Origin of the sequence: Providencia sp. PROV236, assembly GCF_033676985.1 — a bacterium.
GTDB lineage: Bacteria > Pseudomonadota > Gammaproteobacteria > Enterobacterales > Enterobacteriaceae > Providencia > Providencia manganoxydans.
In genome coordinates this window covers 778,135-797,655 of record NZ_CP096297.1, presented here as the reverse complement: position 1 = coordinate 797,655, position 19,521 = coordinate 778,135, and the positions used below count along the sequence as shown (strand labels likewise).

Below are 19,521 nucleotides of genomic sequence, written 5' to 3'. Positions count from 1 at the left end.
TTTATATTAAATCTATGTAACGATATTAGAAAATGTAGAGACGCCTATAGGTATCTCTTTGAATTATAATTGACGACACACTCGTCACTCTTCAAGTTACAACACTAATGGCATCATTCGTTCCGACTAGTCACATACCTTTGTATGCCCTTAGCACTTCACTCACTCGCCGCCTAGTTATACCTCGAACCATGTAGAGCATAGAATTTTAATTAACAAGCCATTAACAATACAATGTGTATTATTTATCACATCAGGCAAGATGAAAACTCAGAAAATAGGGAAAATCGCCAATAACTGGCTACAAGTAAAACTTTTATAGGGTAAAAAGGCAATAGCAAACCAGAAAACAAGCATAAAACACTAAAGTATTTTTGCTAGCCAGTGATTACTGTCAGTAAACTACGAATATACACTATATGATTTGAACAAAAAACAATCAATATGCGATTATTCACTCTCGCTATTTACCATGACAGTGGCTAAATGAGGACGAGGAAATAGAATATCGAATGACCTGAGAAGTCGCTAGAGTTTAGAGAAAGTTGACCTTGGCTACTGGCTTTTATCACTAAAAAAGAACAAATAAACATCTAAAAAAGGGATATATACGTTGAATTAACAAGCAAAAGCGGCAACTAGCTGCCACTTTCATCAAGGATCATGTTAGGGGCTATTTATACTGTCTTAACCGTTTTCTTATCAGTTACAATCAACACCGGTGGTAAAGTAAAAGAGAACTCACTGCCTTTGCCAAGTTGGCTGGTGATCACTAACTGACTATTATGGTGCTGTAAAGCATGTTTGACGATGGCTAAGCCTAAACCTGTTCCGCCACTCCCATGGCGAGTCCTTGCTTTATCAACACGATAAAAACGCTCGGTCAAGCGAGGGATATGTTCAGCAGGGATCCCTGTACCATTATCTGCCACACTAAAGCGTGCGCCATGATGATTTTTCTGCCAACTAACACGAATAGTTGAGCCTTCAGGTGTATGAGCAATCGCGTTATACACTAAGTTTGCTACCGCACTACGCAGTTGTTCCTCATTACCATAAACACGTAATTTTTCATCGACAGAAAATTCAAATTGTTGCCGCCCCTGACTTAAGCTAATCGCCTCTTGCTCAATCATTTTTAAAATAACAGGGATATTAATCTGCTCATCTAAACTAATTTGTGGAGCCACTTCAATACGTGATAGTTGCAATAATTGCTTAACCAAGCTATCCATACGGTGTGCTTGTTCTTGCATCACATGAAGGGCTTTTTTATTGGCGGGTGAGGTATTTTCTTGGTCATCCAGTACTTCAAGATACCCCTGAATAACCGTCAATGGCGTGCGTAACTCATGACTTACGTTAGCAAAAAAATCTCTACGTGCTTTTTCTAACCGACGTTTTTCAGTGACATCGCGAGCCACCATTAATAATTGACCTTCCGTATAAGGAAGAATACGAAATTCAACAATCGCACCACTATTCAGCTCAAGCGTTAACGGTTGCTCATAATTCTGTAAGGTAAAATAACGACTAAAATCAGGGTAACGTAGTAAGTTAAAAATAGGTTGTCCACTATCTTCAGGCCAACGAAAACCCAATAAGTGTTGGGCATGGCGGTTACACCAAAAAATATTCCCTTCAAGCGTCATCATTACCACGGCATCAGGTAAAGATTCAGCCCCACTTCGAAACCGCTTAATTAATTGTCCTAGCTCACGACGACGTTTACGATTACGTTGTTGCATTTGATATATCCCGTAAAATATGGGTTCCCATCCACCTTTACCATCAGGAGGGAGCATACTACGGTCTAGCCATAACCAATATGACAGTTTCATTAAGTTATAACTATGCCAAATCAACGCTGCTGCAAGCGAAATCACCAACAGCCATGCAAGATGGCCGATAAATAAAGATAAAATTAATGCAGGTAAAATAAATAAAAACAGCCCTAAAATCAGCTGTTTCCATGATAAGCGTTCAAGCACGCGGGAATCCCCTTTAGTTATCAGTAACGCGTTGAGAAGCGATAGCCCGTACCACGAACTGTTTGCACCATTTTATCATGCCCTTCGACTTCTAATGCCTTTCTAAGGCGGCGAATATGTACGTCAACGGTGCGATCTTCTACATAAACATTTGCGCCCCAAACATAATTAAGTAGCTGCTCACGACTATACACCCGCTCAGGGTGAGTCATAAAGAAATGCAGTAATTTATATTCCGTTGGCCCCATATCAATAGGCGTATCTTGACTACTGACACGGTGAGAGGTTGGATCTAATGTTAACCCGTTCATTTCAATGATGTCTTCTGTCGCCATCGGCGAAATACGACGTAAAATGGCTTTAACACGAGCCACCAGCTCTTTTGGTGAAAAAGGCTTAATCAAATAATCATCAGCCCCAACTTCTAGCCCTTTTACTCGGTCTTCCTCTTCCCCACGCGCAGTCAGCATCATCACGGGCACATCACGCGTGTCACTGTCACGTTTCATATGTTTAATTACTTGGATCCCTGAACCACCCGGGATCATCCAATCCAATAACACCAAATCAGGTAACGGGTCAACTAACTGCGCAATTGCGGAATCATAATCATCAGCTTCAATAGACTGAAAACCATTCTGCTCTAGTACAAAACAAACCATTTCTCGGATGGGCGCTTCATCTTCAACTACTAGAATGCGTCTTGCCATGATTAATCCTGTAAATAAGAAGAGATTATTAAAAGTAAAATCATTATGCGTCACTTTTATGACAGAATTATGAATGTTAACACTCAATGATGATAGTCCGATAATAATTGTCATTTTAGTGAAATATCGAGGTCATATGAGCAAAACGACAATTCTCCGCATCAACGCGCTCTGATAAGGTATACTGCATAACGTTCAATTAGCATAATTTCAATTCCAGTATTCGTCATACTTCAAGTGATAGCGTTGGTAACTGCAACTTTAAATATGACGATTAGCCATCCTTAGGAACCTATATTGATGCGTATCATCCATACCTCTGACTGGCACCTTGGCCAATATTTTTTTACAAAAAGCCGTGCTGCGGAACACCAATATTTCTTAACTTGGCTAATCGAACAAGTTAAACAATATCAGGTTGATGCTGTCATTGTTGCCGGTGATATCTTTGATACGGGCTCACCGCCCAGCTATGCAAGAGAACTTTACAACCAATTTGTCGTCTCTTTACAACAAACTGGCTGCCAATTGGTGATACTCAGCGGTAATCATGATTCCGTTTCTGTGTTAAATGAAACCAGCTCACTACTGGCTTATTTAAATACTGATGTTGTCACCTCGGGTAGTCAACCCCATGTCATCACACTTAAAAATGCACAAGGTGAGCCTGGGGCATTGCTATGCGCTATCCCATTTCTGCGCCCAAGGGATATTCAACTCAGCGTTGCAGGGCAAAGTAGCGAACAAAAACAGCTCTCACTACAAAATGCAATTAGTGAATATTATCAGTGTAGCTATCAACTAGCCCAGCAACAACGTGAAGCTCTGGGGCTTGAAATTCCGATTATTGCCACAGGTCATCTAACCGTTGTTGGTGCCGAAGTTTCTGATTCTGTGCGGGATATTTATATCGGCACCCTAGATGCCTTTCCATCAGGAGCCTTTCCCCCTGCCGACTATATTGCATTGGGGCATATCCATCGTCCACAAGTCATCGGCGGAAAACCGCACATTCGCTATTGCGGGTCACCTATTGCATTAAGTTTTGATGAAGCTGAACAACAAAAAAGCGTTTGTTTAGTGGAGTTCGATCGCAGTGATATCGCTCAAATTCAACAATTACCGATCCCTATATTTCAGCCATTAAAAACCCTCAAAGGATCACTTGCCGATATCCAAAAGCAGCTAAATGAAATAAATAATAATGACAGTATTCAACCCATTTGGCTGGATATCGAGGTTGCCAGCCAAGACTACCTTGCTGATATACAGCAACGTATTGAAGCATTGGTTAAAGATTTACCTGTTGACGTGGTTTTGTTACGTCGAGCTCGCAAGCAGCCACAAGGCCAACAGACAGCTCTCGCCAATGAAACATTAAATGAGCTTACCGCCGAAGAGGTGTTTTTACGTCGCTTAACAGAAGAAGAACTGGGCGATAAAGAAAAAGAACAACGGCTCTTACTGCTATTTAAACAATCTCACGATGCATTACGTTCTGAGCTTGAGGGGGACGCATGAAAATACTGAGTTTACGTTTTAAAAATATTAACTCCCTCAAAGGTGAATGGAAAATTGACTTTAACCAAGAACCTTTTATCAGCCAAGGCCTATTCGCCATTACTGGCCCTACCGGAGCTGGTAAAACAACACTGTTAGATGCGATTTGTCTTGCTCTTTATCATCAAACTCCGCGTTTAAATACCTTATCAGCCAGCCAAAATGAACTCATGACCCGTCACACAGGCGAATGTCTTGCGGAAGTTGAGTTTGAAGTGAAAGGAACAGCCTACCGCGCTTTTTGGAGCCAAAGACGCGCAAGTAATAAGCCTGATGGTAAATTACAGTCACCGAAGGCCGAGTTAGCCACGGTGAATGATGGCAAAATTATCGCTGAGAAAATCAGTGAAGTCAGAGAGCAAATTATTCAAATTACTGGGCTCGATTTTGGCCGTTTCACTAAATCAATCCTTCTATCTCAAGGTGATTTTGCAGCCTTTTTGAATGCCAGTGAAAAAGAACGAGCTGATTTACTTGAGGAAATCACTGGCACCGAAATTTATAGCCAAATCTCGAGTTACATTTATCGTCAGCACAAACACGTTAAAAATGATTTAGAAATTTTAAAAGCTCGTGCACAAAGTATTCACTTACTCACAGAAGATGAATATCAAACATTACTCACTGAACAACAACGTTTGGCTGAAAAAGAAATAGAGTTAAATCAAAAGCGTACACAAAATCAGCAAATACTACATTGGCAGCAACGCCAACAGCAACTCAATATACGTTTACAACAGCAGCAATTAGAGCTGCAACAAGCTCAAAGTGCCTATCAATTAGCTGAACCTGAACTAAAAAAACTCACTGATAACATCCCTGCTGAGCACCTACGCCCTCTATGGCAAGATGTAGAGCGCCAACAACAATCACTAAATGAATTATTAGAAAAACAGCAAAATCTTTTACTGGCTCTAAATACTCAGACTCAACAGCTAGCTCCATTACAAGAACAATTAACACAAGTTAATACGCAAAATACGCAGCACCTAAGCTACGTCCAGCAACAAACGTTAGTGATCGATAACCAAGTTCGCCCATTAGATAACGAAATTATTAATTTAAATCAGCAAATTAAAGAAATACTAGAGCAACAAAATCAATATCAATCCCAACATCAAACAAAACAAACCGTAATTGAACGTGCTCAACAGCAAATAACACTGTCAAATACAGAACTCAGCACTATTCAGCATTATTTGCAAGAAAACCAACAAGATGTACTAATTTCGCAACATATTGCTTCATGGCGTCAACAGGAGCAATATCTTGAACAATCTAAAAAACAAGTTACCCAGCTTGAACAGAAACAGCAGACACTAAAACAACAATATGCAACGTTATGCAATGAACAAAAGCAACAAACCGAACAATATGCGCAACTTCAACAACAAGTTGAGCAAGATAGTGCTATTTACCAGCAAATTGAAAAAAAATATTTAGCATGGCTGGAAACTCATGATCTTGAAAAAATTAGCCAATCTGTTGAGCAATTGCGCATAACAGCACAGCATCTACAATTGTTACCCCTTCTGCTTACTCAATGGCAAGAGCTGCAAAATCAGCAGCAAATTAAATTAACTCAACAAAAAGAGATTACCCAATCAATCACACAAGTTGAAAAACAGTGCCAACAGATAGAAACACAAATTAGCCATACTCAGCCACATTTAACCGATTTACAGGCTCGATTACGATTAGAACAAAAAATAGTCAGCTTAGAAACAGAACGCCAACAGCTGATCGCAGGTAACCCTTGCCCACTTTGTGGAGCAACTGAACACCCTGCGGTAACCGAATATCAAGCCATTGAGCCGAGCCAAACAGAACAACGTTTACATGAACTAACAACGCAATTTGAGCAACTCAAACACACCTTAGTCACTCAACAAACACAATTGCAAAAGGATATTCAACGACAAGAGGACAACCAGCAAGCACTATTACAACTTGCCAATCAAGAAAGTCACATACAAAAACAGTGGGTAACAACCTGTCAGAAAGCAATGATTGATGATTTAGCGATTGAGCAAAGCGCCGTAGAGCAGCTGCTCAATCAAAGCCAGCAACAGCTCTCTCGCCAACAACAGCTCTTGGAGGATTTCACGTTACTAGAACGTGAATATCAGCAATCAAAGCATCAGTTGCATGAAAAACAATCATTAAATAAGCAGCAACAATCAACGTTAACTTTACTTGATGAGCGCATACAGCACATTCAACGCTCAATCGATGAAACCCAAACGCAGCTAGTGACTCAGCAACAACGATATAATGAACAACATCAACAACTGCAATCGTCATTATCAGCCTTTCAATTACCGGCTAATGAACACATTTCTCAGTGGTTTGATGGACTAGAAAAACGCGGTCAGTTATATGAAGTCAAAAAACAGGCCATCCAAGATCTCACCAAAAAAATTGCCGTCACAGAGGCTATGTTACAGGCCGAAGTCGCTCAACAAGCTACGGTGAAACAACAATTAGAAAATAGCCAACAGCAGTTACAACAACTGCAACTGTTACTGCAACAAAAGCAGCACTCGCGACAATCATTGCTGGGAGGTCAATCCATCTCACAATTTGTCAGCCAATTACGCGTAGAACAAGAGAAGATCACTGCTCAGCTACAACAGCTCAACGAGCAAGTGACTTATCGTGAAAAAGAAATCGCATCACTAAAAGGGAGCTATCGTGAAGTTAGCAGTGCGATTGAGAAGGGTCAGCAGCAACAGAGCAGCGCCCAAGAACATTTTAATCAAGCACTGATAAACAGCCCTTTTGCGACACAGCAGACATTTTTGGAAGCGTTATTATCAGCTGAAGAAAAATTGCGATTAGAACAATTACATCAACAATTAAAGCAATCCTGCATACAAGCAGAAACACGTTATAAAGAAGGTGAGTTAGCATTACAAGAGCATTTGGCACAACAGCCAAAAGAGATGTTAAATACCCAGCAAGCACAATTGCAGCATGATATTAATGAACTTGATAGTGCAATAAAAAATCTCAATCAGCAGCAAGGGCAAATTATCAGTCAGCTAAATACTGATAAGCAGCAACGCCACCAACAGCGTGGCCTATTACAGGAAATAGAACAAAGCCAAGCGCATTGTGATGATTGGGGACTACTCAATGAATTAATTGGCTCTGCCGAGGGAGATAAATTCCGTCGCTATGCACAAGGCTTAACCTTTGATTGTCTTATTTCGCTCGCCAATCAGCGGCTCGATAAGCTACATGGGCGTTATATCTTAAAACGGAGCCATAATTCTGATCTTGAATTACAAGTGATTGATGTCTGGCAAGCCGATACCATCAGGGATATCAAAACCCTTTCCGGAGGCGAAAGTTTCTTGGTCAGCCTCGCATTGGCATTGGCGTTATCAGATATGGTGAGCAATAAAACGCAGTTGGAATCATTATTCCTTGATGAAGGATTTGGGACGCTCGATCCAGAAACCTTGGATATCGCCTTAGATGCTTTAGAAAGTCTAAATGCCTCAGGTAAAACCATTGGGGTCATTAGCCATGTTGAGGCAATGAAAGAACGGATACCTGTGCAGATCCCCGTGAAAAAAACCAATGGTTTTGGATTTAGTGAATTACCTAGCCAATATCGAGTTAACTAAAAACAATCCGCAGAGGCTAATGCCTCTGCAATTTTTCAAACTAGATAGCATCCAAAGCCTGCGATAGCGCTTGCTTTAAATCATTAACGTTTTCAATTCCTACTGATAAGCGGACTAAGTTACTTTCAATACCTGTTGCTTGGCGAACTGATGCTGCAATCCCTGAATGGGTTGTCGATGCAGGATGGCAAGCCAAAGATTCTGTACCACCTAAACTCACCGCAAGCTTAAACAGTGCCAGATGGTTTAAGAAATTAAATGCGTCCTCTTCATTCTCTCCGACATTAATTGAAAAGGTTGAACCTGCACCTGTGCATTGACGTTGATAGATTTGATATTCAATACTTTCTGGTGGTAAAAACTCAGGATAATGGACCTTTTTGACTTTGGGGTGTTGATGCAAGAACGTCGCTAATTGCAGGGCATTATCATTGGCTTTTTCCATGCGTAACTGTAATGTTTCCAGTGAACGTCCAAGCATCCAACTTGAATGCGGATCAAGCTGTGTACCAATCGCATTACGTTGCGCACGAACTTTATTCAATAGCTGACGGCTACCAACAACACCACCGGCAACTAAATCAGAATGACCCCCAACATATTTAGTTAGTGAGTACACACTTAAATCAGCACCTAATGATAACGGTTTCTGGAAAACTGGCCCAAGTAAGGTGTTATCGCAGATCAATAGTGGTTTCTCGTTTTGACGCGTTTGCGCTATCTCTTTGGTTAGCTCGCTCAATAAGTGAATGTCCACTAACGTATTCAATGGATTCGAAGGTGTTTCGATATAGATAGCTGCAATGTTTTTAGCTGGATCAACACCTTTAATCACTTCTCTTATCGATTCCACATCGCAGCCATTTGCGAAAGGAATTGAAGTAATACCAAAACGAGCCAATGTATTTAAGAATAGCGTTTCCGTTCCACCGTATAATGGTTGAGAATGCAGTAATACATCTCCAGGCTTCAAAAATGCCATTAGGCAGGTAGTGATCGCTGACATCCCTGAAGAAAACAGTGCCGCACTCTCCGCACCTTCATATAACGCGAGCCGGTCTTCAACGATTTCGCTGTTTGGATGATTAAAACGAGAGTATACAAGCCCTTGTTTTTGATCTTCAGGCGTTGGTGTGCGCCCACTAACCATATCAAAAAATGCTTTCCCTTCCTGTGCCGTTTTAAATACAAATGTAGAAGTTAAAAATACAGGGGGCTTAATCGCACCTTCTGAAAGCTGTGGATCATATCCATAGCTCATCATTAATGTTTCTGCTGCTAATGTGTGCCCGTTAAGCTCTTTTTTATAATAGCGATTTGACATCATGGTACTCCAATAAAATAAACGCTCAGCTGTATGCTAAGTACATCATAAGATATTGCTATTTTTAATTATTTGCTCGTATTCCTCCGGATAAAATTGGCGCGTTACTGATAAATGTGAACGTAGTCGCCCTTTGATGGCATTTTTACCCAAATTCGTAAATAAAGGGTTTAGTGGATCGCTATCAGGCCCCAATGCTTGTTTAGCCAAATAAGCAGGTAGAGGTAATAAGGGTACTTCATTCGCAAATACACTCGGCGTAATAAAATAGGCGATCGAATAGCGTGACACGCTGTTTTGCTTTCTAACTACCTGATGAACATTCGCACGTAGGTAGCCATTGGTGGCTAATTCAAAAACCTCACCAATATTGACAACAAAAGCATTTTCTAAAGGTGCAACATCAACCCAACCACTATCCGTCTCAACCTGCAATCCGCCAATGTTGTCTTGCCATAATAAAGTTAAGATCCCTGCATCTTTATGTGCACCAACACCTTGTTCCCCATTAAAACTATTTTCACGTGCAGGATAATGAATTAGTTTCAATAAATGCTGGGCAGGATCAGCAATAATAGGATCAAAGCTGTTTTCAGGAAGCTCTAATGCAACAAGAAATGCCTTAATTAATTTAATTGCAGTTGCTCTCATAGCCGATTGCCAAGCCAGCGCCTGCTCTCTTAATTCAGGTAGTGCATCAGGCCATTGATTTGGCCCTTGCAAATTAAACCAAATAGGATCCTGTTCTGTTAAAGATAATGCAGGCAGCTCTTCACCAATATCAATTTGTTCTCGATAGTCAGGTTGATTACGCGTATTTTCTTGTGTTGACCCAGTATAGCCACGAAAATGTTTTGAATGGCTCATATCTATTTTACTTTTTTCGGTTATTGGTAAAGAAAAAAAGCGTTTCGTGGTGGCTAATAAATTTTCTCGTTGTTCCGATGAAACATCGTGCCCAATAAGATAAAAAAAACCGATTTCACGTGCTGTAAAACGTAATTTTTGATAGAAGTTTTCACGGGTACTTGGATCATCTAATTCACGAAGATCAATAATCGGTAGTGGATATGCTGACATAATAAAACCTTATGAGTTGTTAGTTTTATTAATTAAATAGCACGTTAATAAAATACTAAAATAATTTAAAAGTATATCGATATACTCTAAATAATTGGAGGTACAGATAAACCACAAACGAAGATAGACGAGGAGTATAGCTAAACTCTACGACTCACTGGGCGTTACGTAGTCAACAACCTTACATCTTGATGTATGACGAATATATAGCAATTTATTAATAATATAGAGATATAACTAAAAGTTATTCTTACTGATGAAATGTTATTTCAATTACCTCTACGCAATCTGCTTATATATTCTTAAATAACACGTTTGGGATACTTTAATGAAAAAAATAGCTGCATTATTATTAGCACTTTCCGTTTCTGCTTTGATTGCTTGTTCACAAGAGGATGAGGTCAAACAAACCACCAATAGCAGCACTCAGGAGCAAAAAATCATTATTGGTAGTCATGGTAGCGATGCGGATATTTGGCAATTTATTGCCCAATCACAGGCAGCTAAAGATGCCGGTTTAGACATAGATGTTAAAATTATTGATGATGGTGTCACCCTCAATATTGCAACTATCGATGGTGATGTTGACGTGAATGCATTTCAATCTTGGGGATTTTTGAAAGACTTTAATAAAAATAATGGCAATAAATTAACGGCTATTGCCACAACTTACTTTGAGCCAATGGCTGTTTACTCATCTAAATATAAAAAGTTAGATGAATTACCTAATGGCGCACTCGTCGCGATCCCTAATGATACCGCCAATCATGCAAGAGCATTATTATTATTACAAAAGGCAAAACTAATTACATTAAAACCTAATTTTAACCAAGCAACCGGTTCTGTTAATGATATTATTGATAATCCCAAACAGTTAGAATTTAAACAAATAAAATATGCTCATGGCCCAAGAGCTTTGCCCGATGTTGATATCGCCGTTATTGGTAATACCGCCGCACAAGAAGGGGGATTAAATGCTTTAAGTGATTCTTTATTCCGCGAACAGAATGATGGTAGCATTAATGACATGATTAATGTGTTAGTCGTCAAAACAGAGAATAAAGATAACCCTGCATTTAGTAAACTCGAAAAAATTTATCATACTGAAGCAGTTAAGAACTATATTCGTGATAACTTTGGGGGGACAAAAATACAAATATCCCAACCTTTAGCATCTCTTAAATAAATTTATATGTATCAGTCTTTCTGTAGGGTATATCAAATTGTACCCTACTCCCCTTATTCAGTTCTCTTCATTAATTTCCCTTAATATCACTCACCCATTTACACAAAAAGTGCTAAAACACAACTAATTACTTGAATATTAACAATTTTATTAGCAAACTAACTTAGCCTAAAAATTTGAACTTTACGGTTAAATTTTTTTTCTATGATTTTTTAACCACAACGATATAGTAGTACTCATCAAATGAATAGCAGCGTCTGGAACTGTTCATATAATACCGTGCGCTAATAAATAGCTAGGAGACTTACATGTCAAACGCATTTATCGAAATGATTAAAAACCGTCGTACTATTTACAACCTAGGCGATCAATTACCTGTTTCTCACGATCATATTACAAAACTAATTAAAGAAGCAGTCAAACATTCTCCTTCATCATTTAACTCACAAACGTCACGTGTTGTCATTTTATTTGGTGAACAACATAAAAAATTGTGGAACTTAACCAAAGAAACTTTGCGCGCTATTGTTCCTGCTCAAGCTTTTGCCGCAACTGAACAAAAAATTGATAGTTTTGCAGCAGGTGCTGGTTCTATCTTGTTCTTTGAAGATATGAATGTCGTTAAAGGCTTACAAGAGCAATTCCCATTGTACGCAGACAACTTCCCTATTTGGTCAGAACAAGCAAGCGGTATCGCACAATTCGCAGTATGGACTGCATTAGCACAAGAAAATGTGGGTGCATCATTACAACACTACAATCCACTAATTGATAACCACGTTCAAAAAGAATGGGGTACACCAGATAATTGGGTATTACGTGCTCAAATGGTATTTGGTTCTATCAATGCACCAGCTGGTGACAAAGACTTTATGGATGACGAAGCAAGATTCAAAATCTTCAAGTAAGATTTAATCATTCAATTTGCCCTTGTATCGACAAAGAACAAGGGCAAATATCGTTCACACTTTTCATTTACACCTTTCATGATACGCCAACACCATGGGATTAAACAATAAACCCACTAAAGGCAGCTCTCTAAGCAGTTATTTAGTTCGTTTAAAAGTTTATTTTCCCTAAAAGCATCAAAACAATAATTGTTAATAAAACACCTAAAACAAATCCATTCCTAGCCTGTTTCCGGTTTTTATTCGGTAAACAGGCTATTTTCATTACCAGAGCAGAAGATTATACAGCAGCATGATCGTTTAAAAATTCCTCGCATGCAAGATAAACTATGTGAAATGCATATTTCCTTAGCATATGTCATATTAATTACTCGCAATTGAACTAAACTTATAAATGAGAACCCGCAACGCGCTACTCGAATTTGTTGTATTCATCATGAATAACTCGAGATGCAGCTGAGCAATAAGCTCGTGAAGTCGCTCAACAACGCTGCAATTTGAAGTATGACGAGTATGTGCTAGTTCAATTAGGAGATAGACTATGAAACGCTTATCCTTACTTGCCACTGTTACTGCTGTACTCATTTCTAGTTTTTCTTTTGCCTATGCCGCTTCCAATGTAATTGGTGGCGGTACTATCACCTTTTTTGGCTATGTTTACGAACCACAATGTGAAGTGAAGGTCGCGAATAGTGAGCAAGTTGGCCTTGAGTGCTACCGTAATGGTAAAAACCAAATTAAAACCAGCTCACTTAGAGAGGCCAAAAAACTCAGTTCAGATTTTGTAAAGGTGGAATACAACCAATTTAACAACAAGCCGACTTTAAATATTACTTATGACTAGAGCTTGTTATTAATAAATTCATAATAAGATACCTACCGCTAGCAACGTAGGTATCTCTTGTTTGATATTATTACTGCATATCGATTAAAAATGTTGCTTTACTGTTTGCGTTTCCAGGCTTAACTGTTCCTCCTGTAGGGTATTTCACATACCGAGCACTAAAGGTCAAGTTAATCATCTGAAGCCCTGACCCACCTAATACAGAAACAGGAGTCCAGTTATTTGTAGTTGGAATTGGTGCTCCTACAGCACCTAATGATAATAATTTAACTCTTGCTCCGCTTGAATTTAATATTTCAATCGCTACACCTTTAGCTGTAGCACCTGAGCTAGGATCTAATAATAAATAGTTCTGTTCATCTGTTATTCTATTTTCTTCACTTGGTACAAAGCCATATTTTACTTTCGTTGATCCTCTTTGACATTCAATATCTACTGAAAAATTAGTTAAAGTGGATGGTAAATTATTTGCTGAATGAGTTCCTAGGTTTACAGTAGGTGTTACTCGTGAAATACCACAGGCATTATTTAGTCGGCCATAAATAACGCGCATAGCAAGAGGGATTGCAGCATAAGCGTTACTTACCGTACCATTTTCATTAATACCAGGACCGCTAAAGACAATTTGTCCCCGATTAACTACCCCAATAGGCCCTACATAGGATGTACCAACAGCCTGATTTGAGCGAACTTGTTTAGTCGTAAAACCAGCATAGTGTTTCATCTTAATAACTATTTTTTGATTATTACTTGGATCTATATCGTAGCCTATGGTTTCCTTTCTAATATTACTACTATTATTGCCAGTATAATTACTATAAAACTGTGTACTGGAAGAGGCCCCATTACCAATGAAAAAATTAAACATTAATCCAACCATATTAGTTTTCCAATAGCCTATACCATCTACGGTACCAAATGGAGTATAGTTATCTATCCCATATCCTATCGGTATATAATATAGCTGATAAATTTTATCTTTATCTGCAAGGTCACATCTAAATAAAACCTGATCGATAGGAATACCTAACTGTGAAGCCATATCCTGAGGAGATACATATTCATATCCTAATGTTGTTCCCTCTGGCTGATACTTTTTATCATAGATATTAACATCAGACTTAGCCCCTCCTCTAACTGGCCCACCAAAAAAAGTCACTTGAGTACATTTGGCATATGATAACTCAGATATAAAAAAGAGTACGATCCCCATCAATAATATTGACCGTTTAATTATAAACATAAATAACCCCAATAAATTATAATCTAATAAAATGGCGTGTTAAATATATTGCAACATTAATTATTCATTAATATAATGCTTTTAATATAAATAACATGTAGCTTCAGGAATTTCTTTATTAATTTTAATTTTATAAGAGAACTTGCAGCGTTGTTCATTTGCATCTCCCCATTTTACAAATACTAAACCTTGTTCATCAGTCGCATTAAAATGAACTAATCCTCCCTGCCCCACCAAACCAACTTTATTATTATTTTCATCATATATATCAGAGCCAAATGGTACTGATTTATTATTTGATAATATAATACGATAAGTAATATTATTACCTTTTTGAGTTTTAAATTTCACTAATGATATTGAACCTGCATAAGGTGCAACTTTCGCCATATTATTATCAATCTCAACATCTGAACTCATATTTTCAGAATTAAGATAAAGTGTGTTGTATTGATATGGCATTAATGATGGAACGACTGCCTGACCACGCTTATTCAAGACAATATTGTTCCATGATGACACGGATGCACCTTCACCACCTTCTGCTTCAATAATAGCAAAGGTATCACCTAAATAACGAGAAGGAATGATCCCTCCTTCGTAAACAACCAAAGCTCCATTCGCACCTGCTGAGAATGATTTATAATCACGCCCTTGAGAATAGCCTGCGTTAATTGCTGTTAGTGAAAACTCTTTTTGTATATTACCTGAGAAGTTACTATTTGAACGGCCAATATCACTTGCCGTAGCATTCCACGAAATTGAGTTATCTTCACCAAATGAACTACTCACACTTGTATTATTTGACCAGCGATCATTTGCGTCAGAACGTGTTACAGAGCTCGTTAAAGTTGTATTTTGCTCTGGATACCAAAGAGAGAATGGTACAGTGACGCTTAACATATAGTTATTATCACCACCTTGGTCACTATTACGATACATCTTCATATAGGTAAAGCTGTAACCAATACCTTTAAAGTTATTCATATACCCAGCCTGTAATTGTTTACTGTCTGGTAAATTATCACGCCAAGTCTGTAATGAGCCGCTTACATAAACAGTTCCGTAATCCAATAGATTTTGGTTGACGGTTAAAATATATTGAGCTCGCCTTGGGTTGATAGACTCTCCATTATACAAATAGCTATCACGATAGGTATCAGCTTCATATAAACTTAAATAGTCTTGTGATTCATAACGATATCCAGCTAAAGCGATATTAGTGCTAGTCGCTTGAATATCTTTATTCCACGTCACCCTTGCTCGCGCACCTTTATAGATTTTATCATTATTTAATTCAGCCTTAGAACTAGCCATATCAAAGCTGAAAGCTCCAATATATGTGTTAACCGCAAAGCCTAACATTCCAGACTGATATTTATTAGAATACTGCATACCGACGAATGGTGTTAATATATTACTTAGGCCATATTGCACTGTCGATTGTACAAATATATTGGAAGATGTGTTCGGCCCGCGTAGTTCACCACTAACAATGCTGTAATCAATCTGCCCTGGTCTTAATAAGCCGGGTACTGTAGAAAATGGAACAATAAATGTTGAAACACTGCCGTTCGCTTCAGTAACCTCCACAATCAAATCACCACCGTAACCCGTTGCATAGAGGTCGTTGATCACAAATTCGCCGGGCGATACGTTAGTTTCATAAATTGTATAGCCATTTTGAATAATTTTTACTCGCGCATTACTATTTGCAATTCCTCTTACTGTTGGAGCAAATCCTTGTAAGGATTGTGGGCGCATGCGATTATCAGTAGCCAATTCGGCACCAGTATAGGAAAAACTATCAAAAAGACTACCACTCGTAAATGATTGCCCAGCAGTTAATTCACTTTCTATTTCAGGGAATGCACGCTGAACATAAGTTCGAATACTTTCATGTTGAAATTTATCATTCTGATTATATTGCATGCTAGATTGATGGCGAATCCGATATAACCCCAAGTTTAACCCTGCGGAGATATTACCGTAAGCTGAGTGCTCATCCTCTCCATTGCTACGACTACTATAACCATTAACGTTATAATTCATAAATAGCGCTGAAACCCCTTCATTCAAGGAGCTGATTGGAACATAACCACGTGCATACTGTTCTACCATCGCCTGAGGAATCAATATATCTAATCGTAAAACATCTTGTTTTAAATGAATTTGCACATCATTTGATAGCGCTTGAAGATCTTCACATTGTCCATTAGATGTAATTAATGATAAAAAATCAGGTTTTATATTAAAACTGTCAATATCTTCTTGTGTTAAGCAAGGAACAACTTGACCTTTATCGTTTTCATAGAAAAGAATATTTTTGTTATAAATAAATTCATTATTTAAGTAGACATCAACAGACCAATCCCCAGTAGTAATTTGATCTTCCGAAAGTTTATCTATAGAAATTGACTTTGCGTTACCAACCAGAAAACCTTCATTATATGAATATTTTTTTTCATTCTGATTTTGTTCTACGGCGAGTGCAAACCGACCAGCTCCAAAAGATAAGGAAATAAATAAAAATATTAATTTAATTTTCATATCAATACCATTTAATTATATATTTGATTCGTAGGGATCCACACCGCCATAATCATTAATTATGCTGTAGTTCACTTTTTTAGAGTTAATAAATTCATTTGGTATCGAATTACCATTTTCATTACCTAGTGAGATAGTTGAAAATGGTGCAACCATATTTCCTTCAAGTTTTAATTTTTTTGAACCGTTTGAAATTGAAACATCTTGAAAGGTGATATACCAAGGTGAGTTATTTTTTACTAATACTTGATTACCTTTAGCTGTTTTTTCAAATGAAAAATTAAGTTTTTCATTTAGCAATGCGGGCATGCCAATTCCTTCGGGTCTAAAAAATAATTTGATCCTTGTCCGAATAGCGATTTGCATAGTATTTTGTTGCTTTTCAATTGCATCTTGATCTTCTGGTGGCACTTCCAGTACATTCATATAATAAATAGATTCTTTATCTTTAGGTAATGACTCACCAAGGTAGGTTATACGCAAATTTTGACCTGAACCAGGTCCCATTTTAAAAATAGGCGGAGTGATAGCAAATGGCGTTTTAATATTCTCGGGTGATTCATTAGGATCACCGTTATCTAGCCATACTTGAACAAGAGCAGGCCATTTATTTTCATTAACAAGTTGTGCAATTTTACTCTTAGATTTTTCATTATAAATAACACGAGTGCCATTAATAATTACACTAGCATAAATCGGCGTCGATATAATGAATAATGAAATGAATAATGAAATGAATAAAATAAATTTCTTTATAATTGATGCTCGAGTTATCATAATGACTTAACCTTAAAATTATCTTATTTACTAAAATAGTATTTTTATATAGCATCAAGAAACAATAGAGCTTTCATTTTGCCAAATAATAAAAAATAAAACTTATAATCAATGATTAATTATATTGATACTAAAAAGTGGAAATTATATTTCCACTTTTTAGATCATTTATATCAGGAAGATTTCTCTTCCTGATAATTCTGCTATTATGGATATGCGATTGTATAATTCACTTGAGCAGTAACAACGCCAGCGTTAGTTACTGGAGTTTTCGCAAAGTAGTAAGCTTGGAATGGCAGAGTTGCACTGCCTGCAACGATATTCGTTTGACCAGCTGGACCACCGTTTACTTTTGTCTGAGTACCAACAGAGTCAGCTAAACGGATCTGTACACCTGCTGGGCCGGTTGTTGGATTCAAGTTACCATTACTTGCATCAGTGCTGGTTGTATTTTCAAAGCTCGCTGCAACAGCAACGTTTGAAGTACAGTTTGCCAACTTCAATGAAAACTGAGTTACACCAGCGATATCACCAGCGTTTGCTAATGCTGTCGTAGATACTTTTGGTAAAGTAACGGTGAAGTCTTTACCGCCATTATCTGAAGTGATATCACAAGTTGTCGCAGTAATCTCACCATTAAATGTAATAACACCATCTGCCGCCATAACTGATGCTGAAATTGAAGATGCAACTAATAAAACCAAAAGAGATTTTTTCATATTTGACCTTTGTAAGATAAAACGAGTCCTATCCTTTATTATTAAAATAAGGATGATTAACTACACATATTGATAACTAAAGTTGTACTAAGTCCTTTTAATATTACTTCCCGAAATTAAATAACTAAGGTATTTGCAACAAATATATTTTTGTCGTAAATAGTCTTGTCATAATCAGATAATAAAACTACGATATTCACATTAAATGCATTAGCAAATTTAGCTAATGATTCAACATCAATTCTATTTATGCCACGTTCAAAACGGGAAATTTGCTGTTGGCTTATTCCTGTTACTTTACCTAGCATTTCACCACTCCAACCATTTTGTAATCTGAGTGATTTAATTCTTTGACCAATTGATAATGAGTATTTATATCTTTCAATTTCCATGTCTGGTACCTCTGAATTTATTATTCATGCTTTGATTCAGATTAGTTGATGTCCAATATATTACGTATCCAGAGTTTAAAAACAAATAACCTCACTCATTCACGAGTAGGTAAAGAAGTTTAATTAATTGGTAACACTGAAATGAATCAACAATAAACAAAACCAATAAAAACATAATGTTATCAATAAACAGCAAGCCAGAATTAACAACTATTTTTGTAAATTAGATAGAGATAAATAGGCTTAAAAACCTACTTTAAATCGAAAAATCGACATTAACACCAAAAAAACCAATTTTATGTTTAAATATATATTATCTTAGCTACATTTTTAGATAATAATTATTATTACCTATATTATGAGTTTCTTTTTTTGACTATAAACACATCATAAAATAACGGTTAATTAATGATTGCTCTATGCAAAAAATCACTTATCATTTAAAAAATCACAGTAATGGCATCTGTTTTTTACATAAACAACATTTCTCTCACATTCCTTTAGGCGTGTATAACACAATCGAATCTATTTCAGACGCTCTTATTTTAATCAATCAATAATGGGTAAATAAATAAAACAAGTAAGTCTTGTAAATTAAAAAG

14 protein-coding genes are annotated in these 19,521 nt (G+C 37.4%); 5 read left to right on the top strand and 9 right to left on the bottom strand.

What is annotated here, in order from left to right:
* Nucleotides 1-677: 677 nt before the first annotated feature.
* Both phoR and phoB read right to left on the bottom strand, forming a co-directional pair.
* The gene (phoR, locus tag M1E96_RS03365) at nt 678-1,991 is read right to left on the bottom strand and encodes a phosphate regulon sensor histidine kinase PhoR (protein WP_319066988.1); all 1,314 of its coding nucleotides are present in this window, start codon (nt 1,989-1,991) and stop codon (nt 678-680) included.
* A 20-nt stretch (nt 1,992-2,011) separates the two neighbouring features.
* Entirely contained in the window at nt 2,012-2,701 is a 690-nt protein-coding gene (phoB, locus tag M1E96_RS03360) for a phosphate regulon transcriptional regulator PhoB (protein WP_070926825.1), read from the bottom strand.
* 300 nt (nt 2,702-3,001) lie between these two features.
* Between phoB and sbcD the strand changes: the two genes are divergently transcribed.
* Complete coding sequence (gene sbcD, locus M1E96_RS03355) at nt 3,002-4,222, top strand: exonuclease subunit SbcD (RefSeq protein WP_369427371.1); 1,221 nt, start codon at nt 3,002-3,004, stop codon at nt 4,220-4,222.
* Complete coding sequence (locus tag M1E96_RS03350; RefSeq protein ID WP_369427370.1) at nt 4,219-7,896, top strand: SbcC/MukB-like Walker B domain-containing protein; 3,678 nt, start codon at nt 4,219-4,221, stop codon at nt 7,894-7,896. The genes sbcD and M1E96_RS03350 overlap by 4 nt, the downstream gene beginning before the upstream one ends.
* A 40-nt stretch (nt 7,897-7,936) precedes the next feature.
* Here M1E96_RS03350 and M1E96_RS03345 read toward each other — a convergent pair whose 3' ends face one another.
* A complete protein-coding gene (locus M1E96_RS03345; RefSeq protein ID WP_070926831.1) occupies nt 7,937-9,223 on the bottom strand; it encodes a cystathionine gamma-synthase family protein in 1,287 nt (428 codons plus the stop codon).
* 42 nt (nt 9,224-9,265) lie between these two features.
* Nucleotides 9,266-10,300 (bottom strand): isopenicillin N synthase family oxygenase, encoded by a 1,035-nt coding sequence (locus M1E96_RS03340; RefSeq protein ID WP_140181870.1) that lies wholly within the window; start codon nt 10,298-10,300, stop codon nt 9,266-9,268.
* 328 nt (nt 10,301-10,628) lie between these two features.
* Here M1E96_RS03340 and M1E96_RS03335 point away from each other — a divergent pair, with 328 nt between their 5' ends.
* From M1E96_RS03335 to M1E96_RS03325, 3 genes are all read left to right on the top strand, one after another.
* Nucleotides 10,629-11,486, top strand: a complete 858-nt coding sequence (locus tag M1E96_RS03335; RefSeq protein WP_319066993.1) for a MetQ/NlpA family ABC transporter substrate-binding protein — start codon at nt 10,629-10,631, stop codon at nt 11,484-11,486.
* 308 nt (nt 11,487-11,794) lie between these two features.
* Nucleotides 11,795-12,394 (top strand): nitroreductase family protein, encoded by a 600-nt coding sequence (locus M1E96_RS03330; protein ID WP_070926838.1) that lies wholly within the window; start codon nt 11,795-11,797, stop codon nt 12,392-12,394.
* A 541-nt stretch (nt 12,395-12,935) separates the two neighbouring features.
* Entirely contained in the window at nt 12,936-13,238 is a 303-nt protein-coding gene (locus M1E96_RS03325) for a hypothetical protein (protein ID WP_337979790.1), read from the top strand.
* 70 nt (nt 13,239-13,308) lie between these two features.
* Here the strand turns inward: M1E96_RS03325 and M1E96_RS03320 are convergent, their stop codons facing one another.
* The 5 genes from M1E96_RS03320 to M1E96_RS03300 all read right to left on the bottom strand — a co-directional run bounded on the left by M1E96_RS03320 (nt 13,309) and on the right by M1E96_RS03300 (nt 18,919).
* On the bottom strand, nt 13,309-14,481 hold the full coding sequence (locus tag M1E96_RS03320; protein ID WP_272580403.1) for a fimbrial protein: 1,173 nt from the start codon (nt 14,479-14,481) through the stop codon (nt 13,309-13,311).
* Nucleotides 14,482-14,562: 81 nt separating this feature from the next.
* Nucleotides 14,563-17,031 (bottom strand): fimbria/pilus outer membrane usher protein, encoded by a 2,469-nt coding sequence (locus M1E96_RS03315; RefSeq protein WP_272580404.1) that lies wholly within the window; start codon nt 17,029-17,031, stop codon nt 14,563-14,565.
* A gap of 15 nt (nt 17,032-17,046) precedes the next feature.
* A complete protein-coding gene (locus M1E96_RS03310) occupies nt 17,047-17,808 on the bottom strand; it encodes a molecular chaperone (RefSeq protein WP_272580405.1) in 762 nt (253 codons plus the stop codon).
* Between the two features lie 206 nt (nt 17,809-18,014).
* Nucleotides 18,015-18,527 carry a fimbrial protein gene (locus M1E96_RS03305; protein ID WP_272580406.1) on the bottom strand — a complete coding sequence of 171 codons (513 nt, stop codon included), beginning with the start codon at nt 18,525-18,527 and terminating at the stop codon, nt 18,015-18,017.
* 116 nt (nt 18,528-18,643) lie between these two features.
* On the bottom strand, nt 18,644-18,919 hold the full coding sequence (locus M1E96_RS03300) for a helix-turn-helix domain-containing protein (protein ID WP_272580407.1): 276 nt from the start codon (nt 18,917-18,919) through the stop codon (nt 18,644-18,646).
* Between the last annotated feature and the right edge of the window lie 602 nt (nt 18,920-19,521).

Bases quoted from the DNA above. Each gene is read 5' to 3' on its own strand.
- M1E96_RS03305 (WP_272580406.1), bottom strand. From the start codon at position 18,527: ATGAAAAAATCTCTTTTGGTTTTATTAGTTGCATCTTCAATTTCAGCA.
- M1E96_RS03335 (WP_319066993.1), top strand. From the start codon at position 10,629: ATGAAAAAAATAGCTGCATTATTATTAGCACTTTCCGTTTCTGCTTTG.
- M1E96_RS03315 (WP_272580404.1), bottom strand. From the start codon at position 17,031: ATGAAAATTAAATTAATATTTTTATTTATTTCCTTATCTTTTGGAGCT.
- M1E96_RS03325 (WP_337979790.1), top strand. From the start codon at position 12,936: ATGAAACGCTTATCCTTACTTGCCACTGTTACTGCTGTACTCATTTCT.
- M1E96_RS03330 (WP_070926838.1), top strand. From the start codon at position 11,795: ATGTCAAACGCATTTATCGAAATGATTAAAAACCGTCGTACTATTTAC.
- M1E96_RS03310 (WP_272580405.1), bottom strand. From the start codon at position 17,808: ATGATAACTCGAGCATCAATTATAAAGAAATTTATTTTATTCATTTCA.
- M1E96_RS03350 (WP_369427370.1), top strand. From the start codon at position 4,219: ATGAAAATACTGAGTTTACGTTTTAAAAATATTAACTCCCTCAAAGGT.
- M1E96_RS03340 (WP_140181870.1), bottom strand. From the start codon at position 10,300: ATGTCAGCATATCCACTACCGATTATTGATCTTCGTGAATTAGATGAT.
- phoB (WP_070926825.1), bottom strand. From the start codon at position 2,701: ATGGCAAGACGCATTCTAGTAGTTGAAGATGAAGCGCCCATCCGAGAA.
- M1E96_RS03345 (WP_070926831.1), bottom strand. From the start codon at position 9,223: ATGATGTCAAATCGCTATTATAAAAAAGAGCTTAACGGGCACACATTA.
- sbcD (WP_369427371.1), top strand. From the start codon at position 3,002: ATGCGTATCATCCATACCTCTGACTGGCACCTTGGCCAATATTTTTTT.
- M1E96_RS03320 (WP_272580403.1), bottom strand. From the start codon at position 14,481: ATGTTTATAATTAAACGGTCAATATTATTGATGGGGATCGTACTCTTT.
- M1E96_RS03300 (WP_272580407.1), bottom strand. From the start codon at position 18,919: ATGGAAATTGAAAGATATAAATACTCATTATCAATTGGTCAAAGAATT.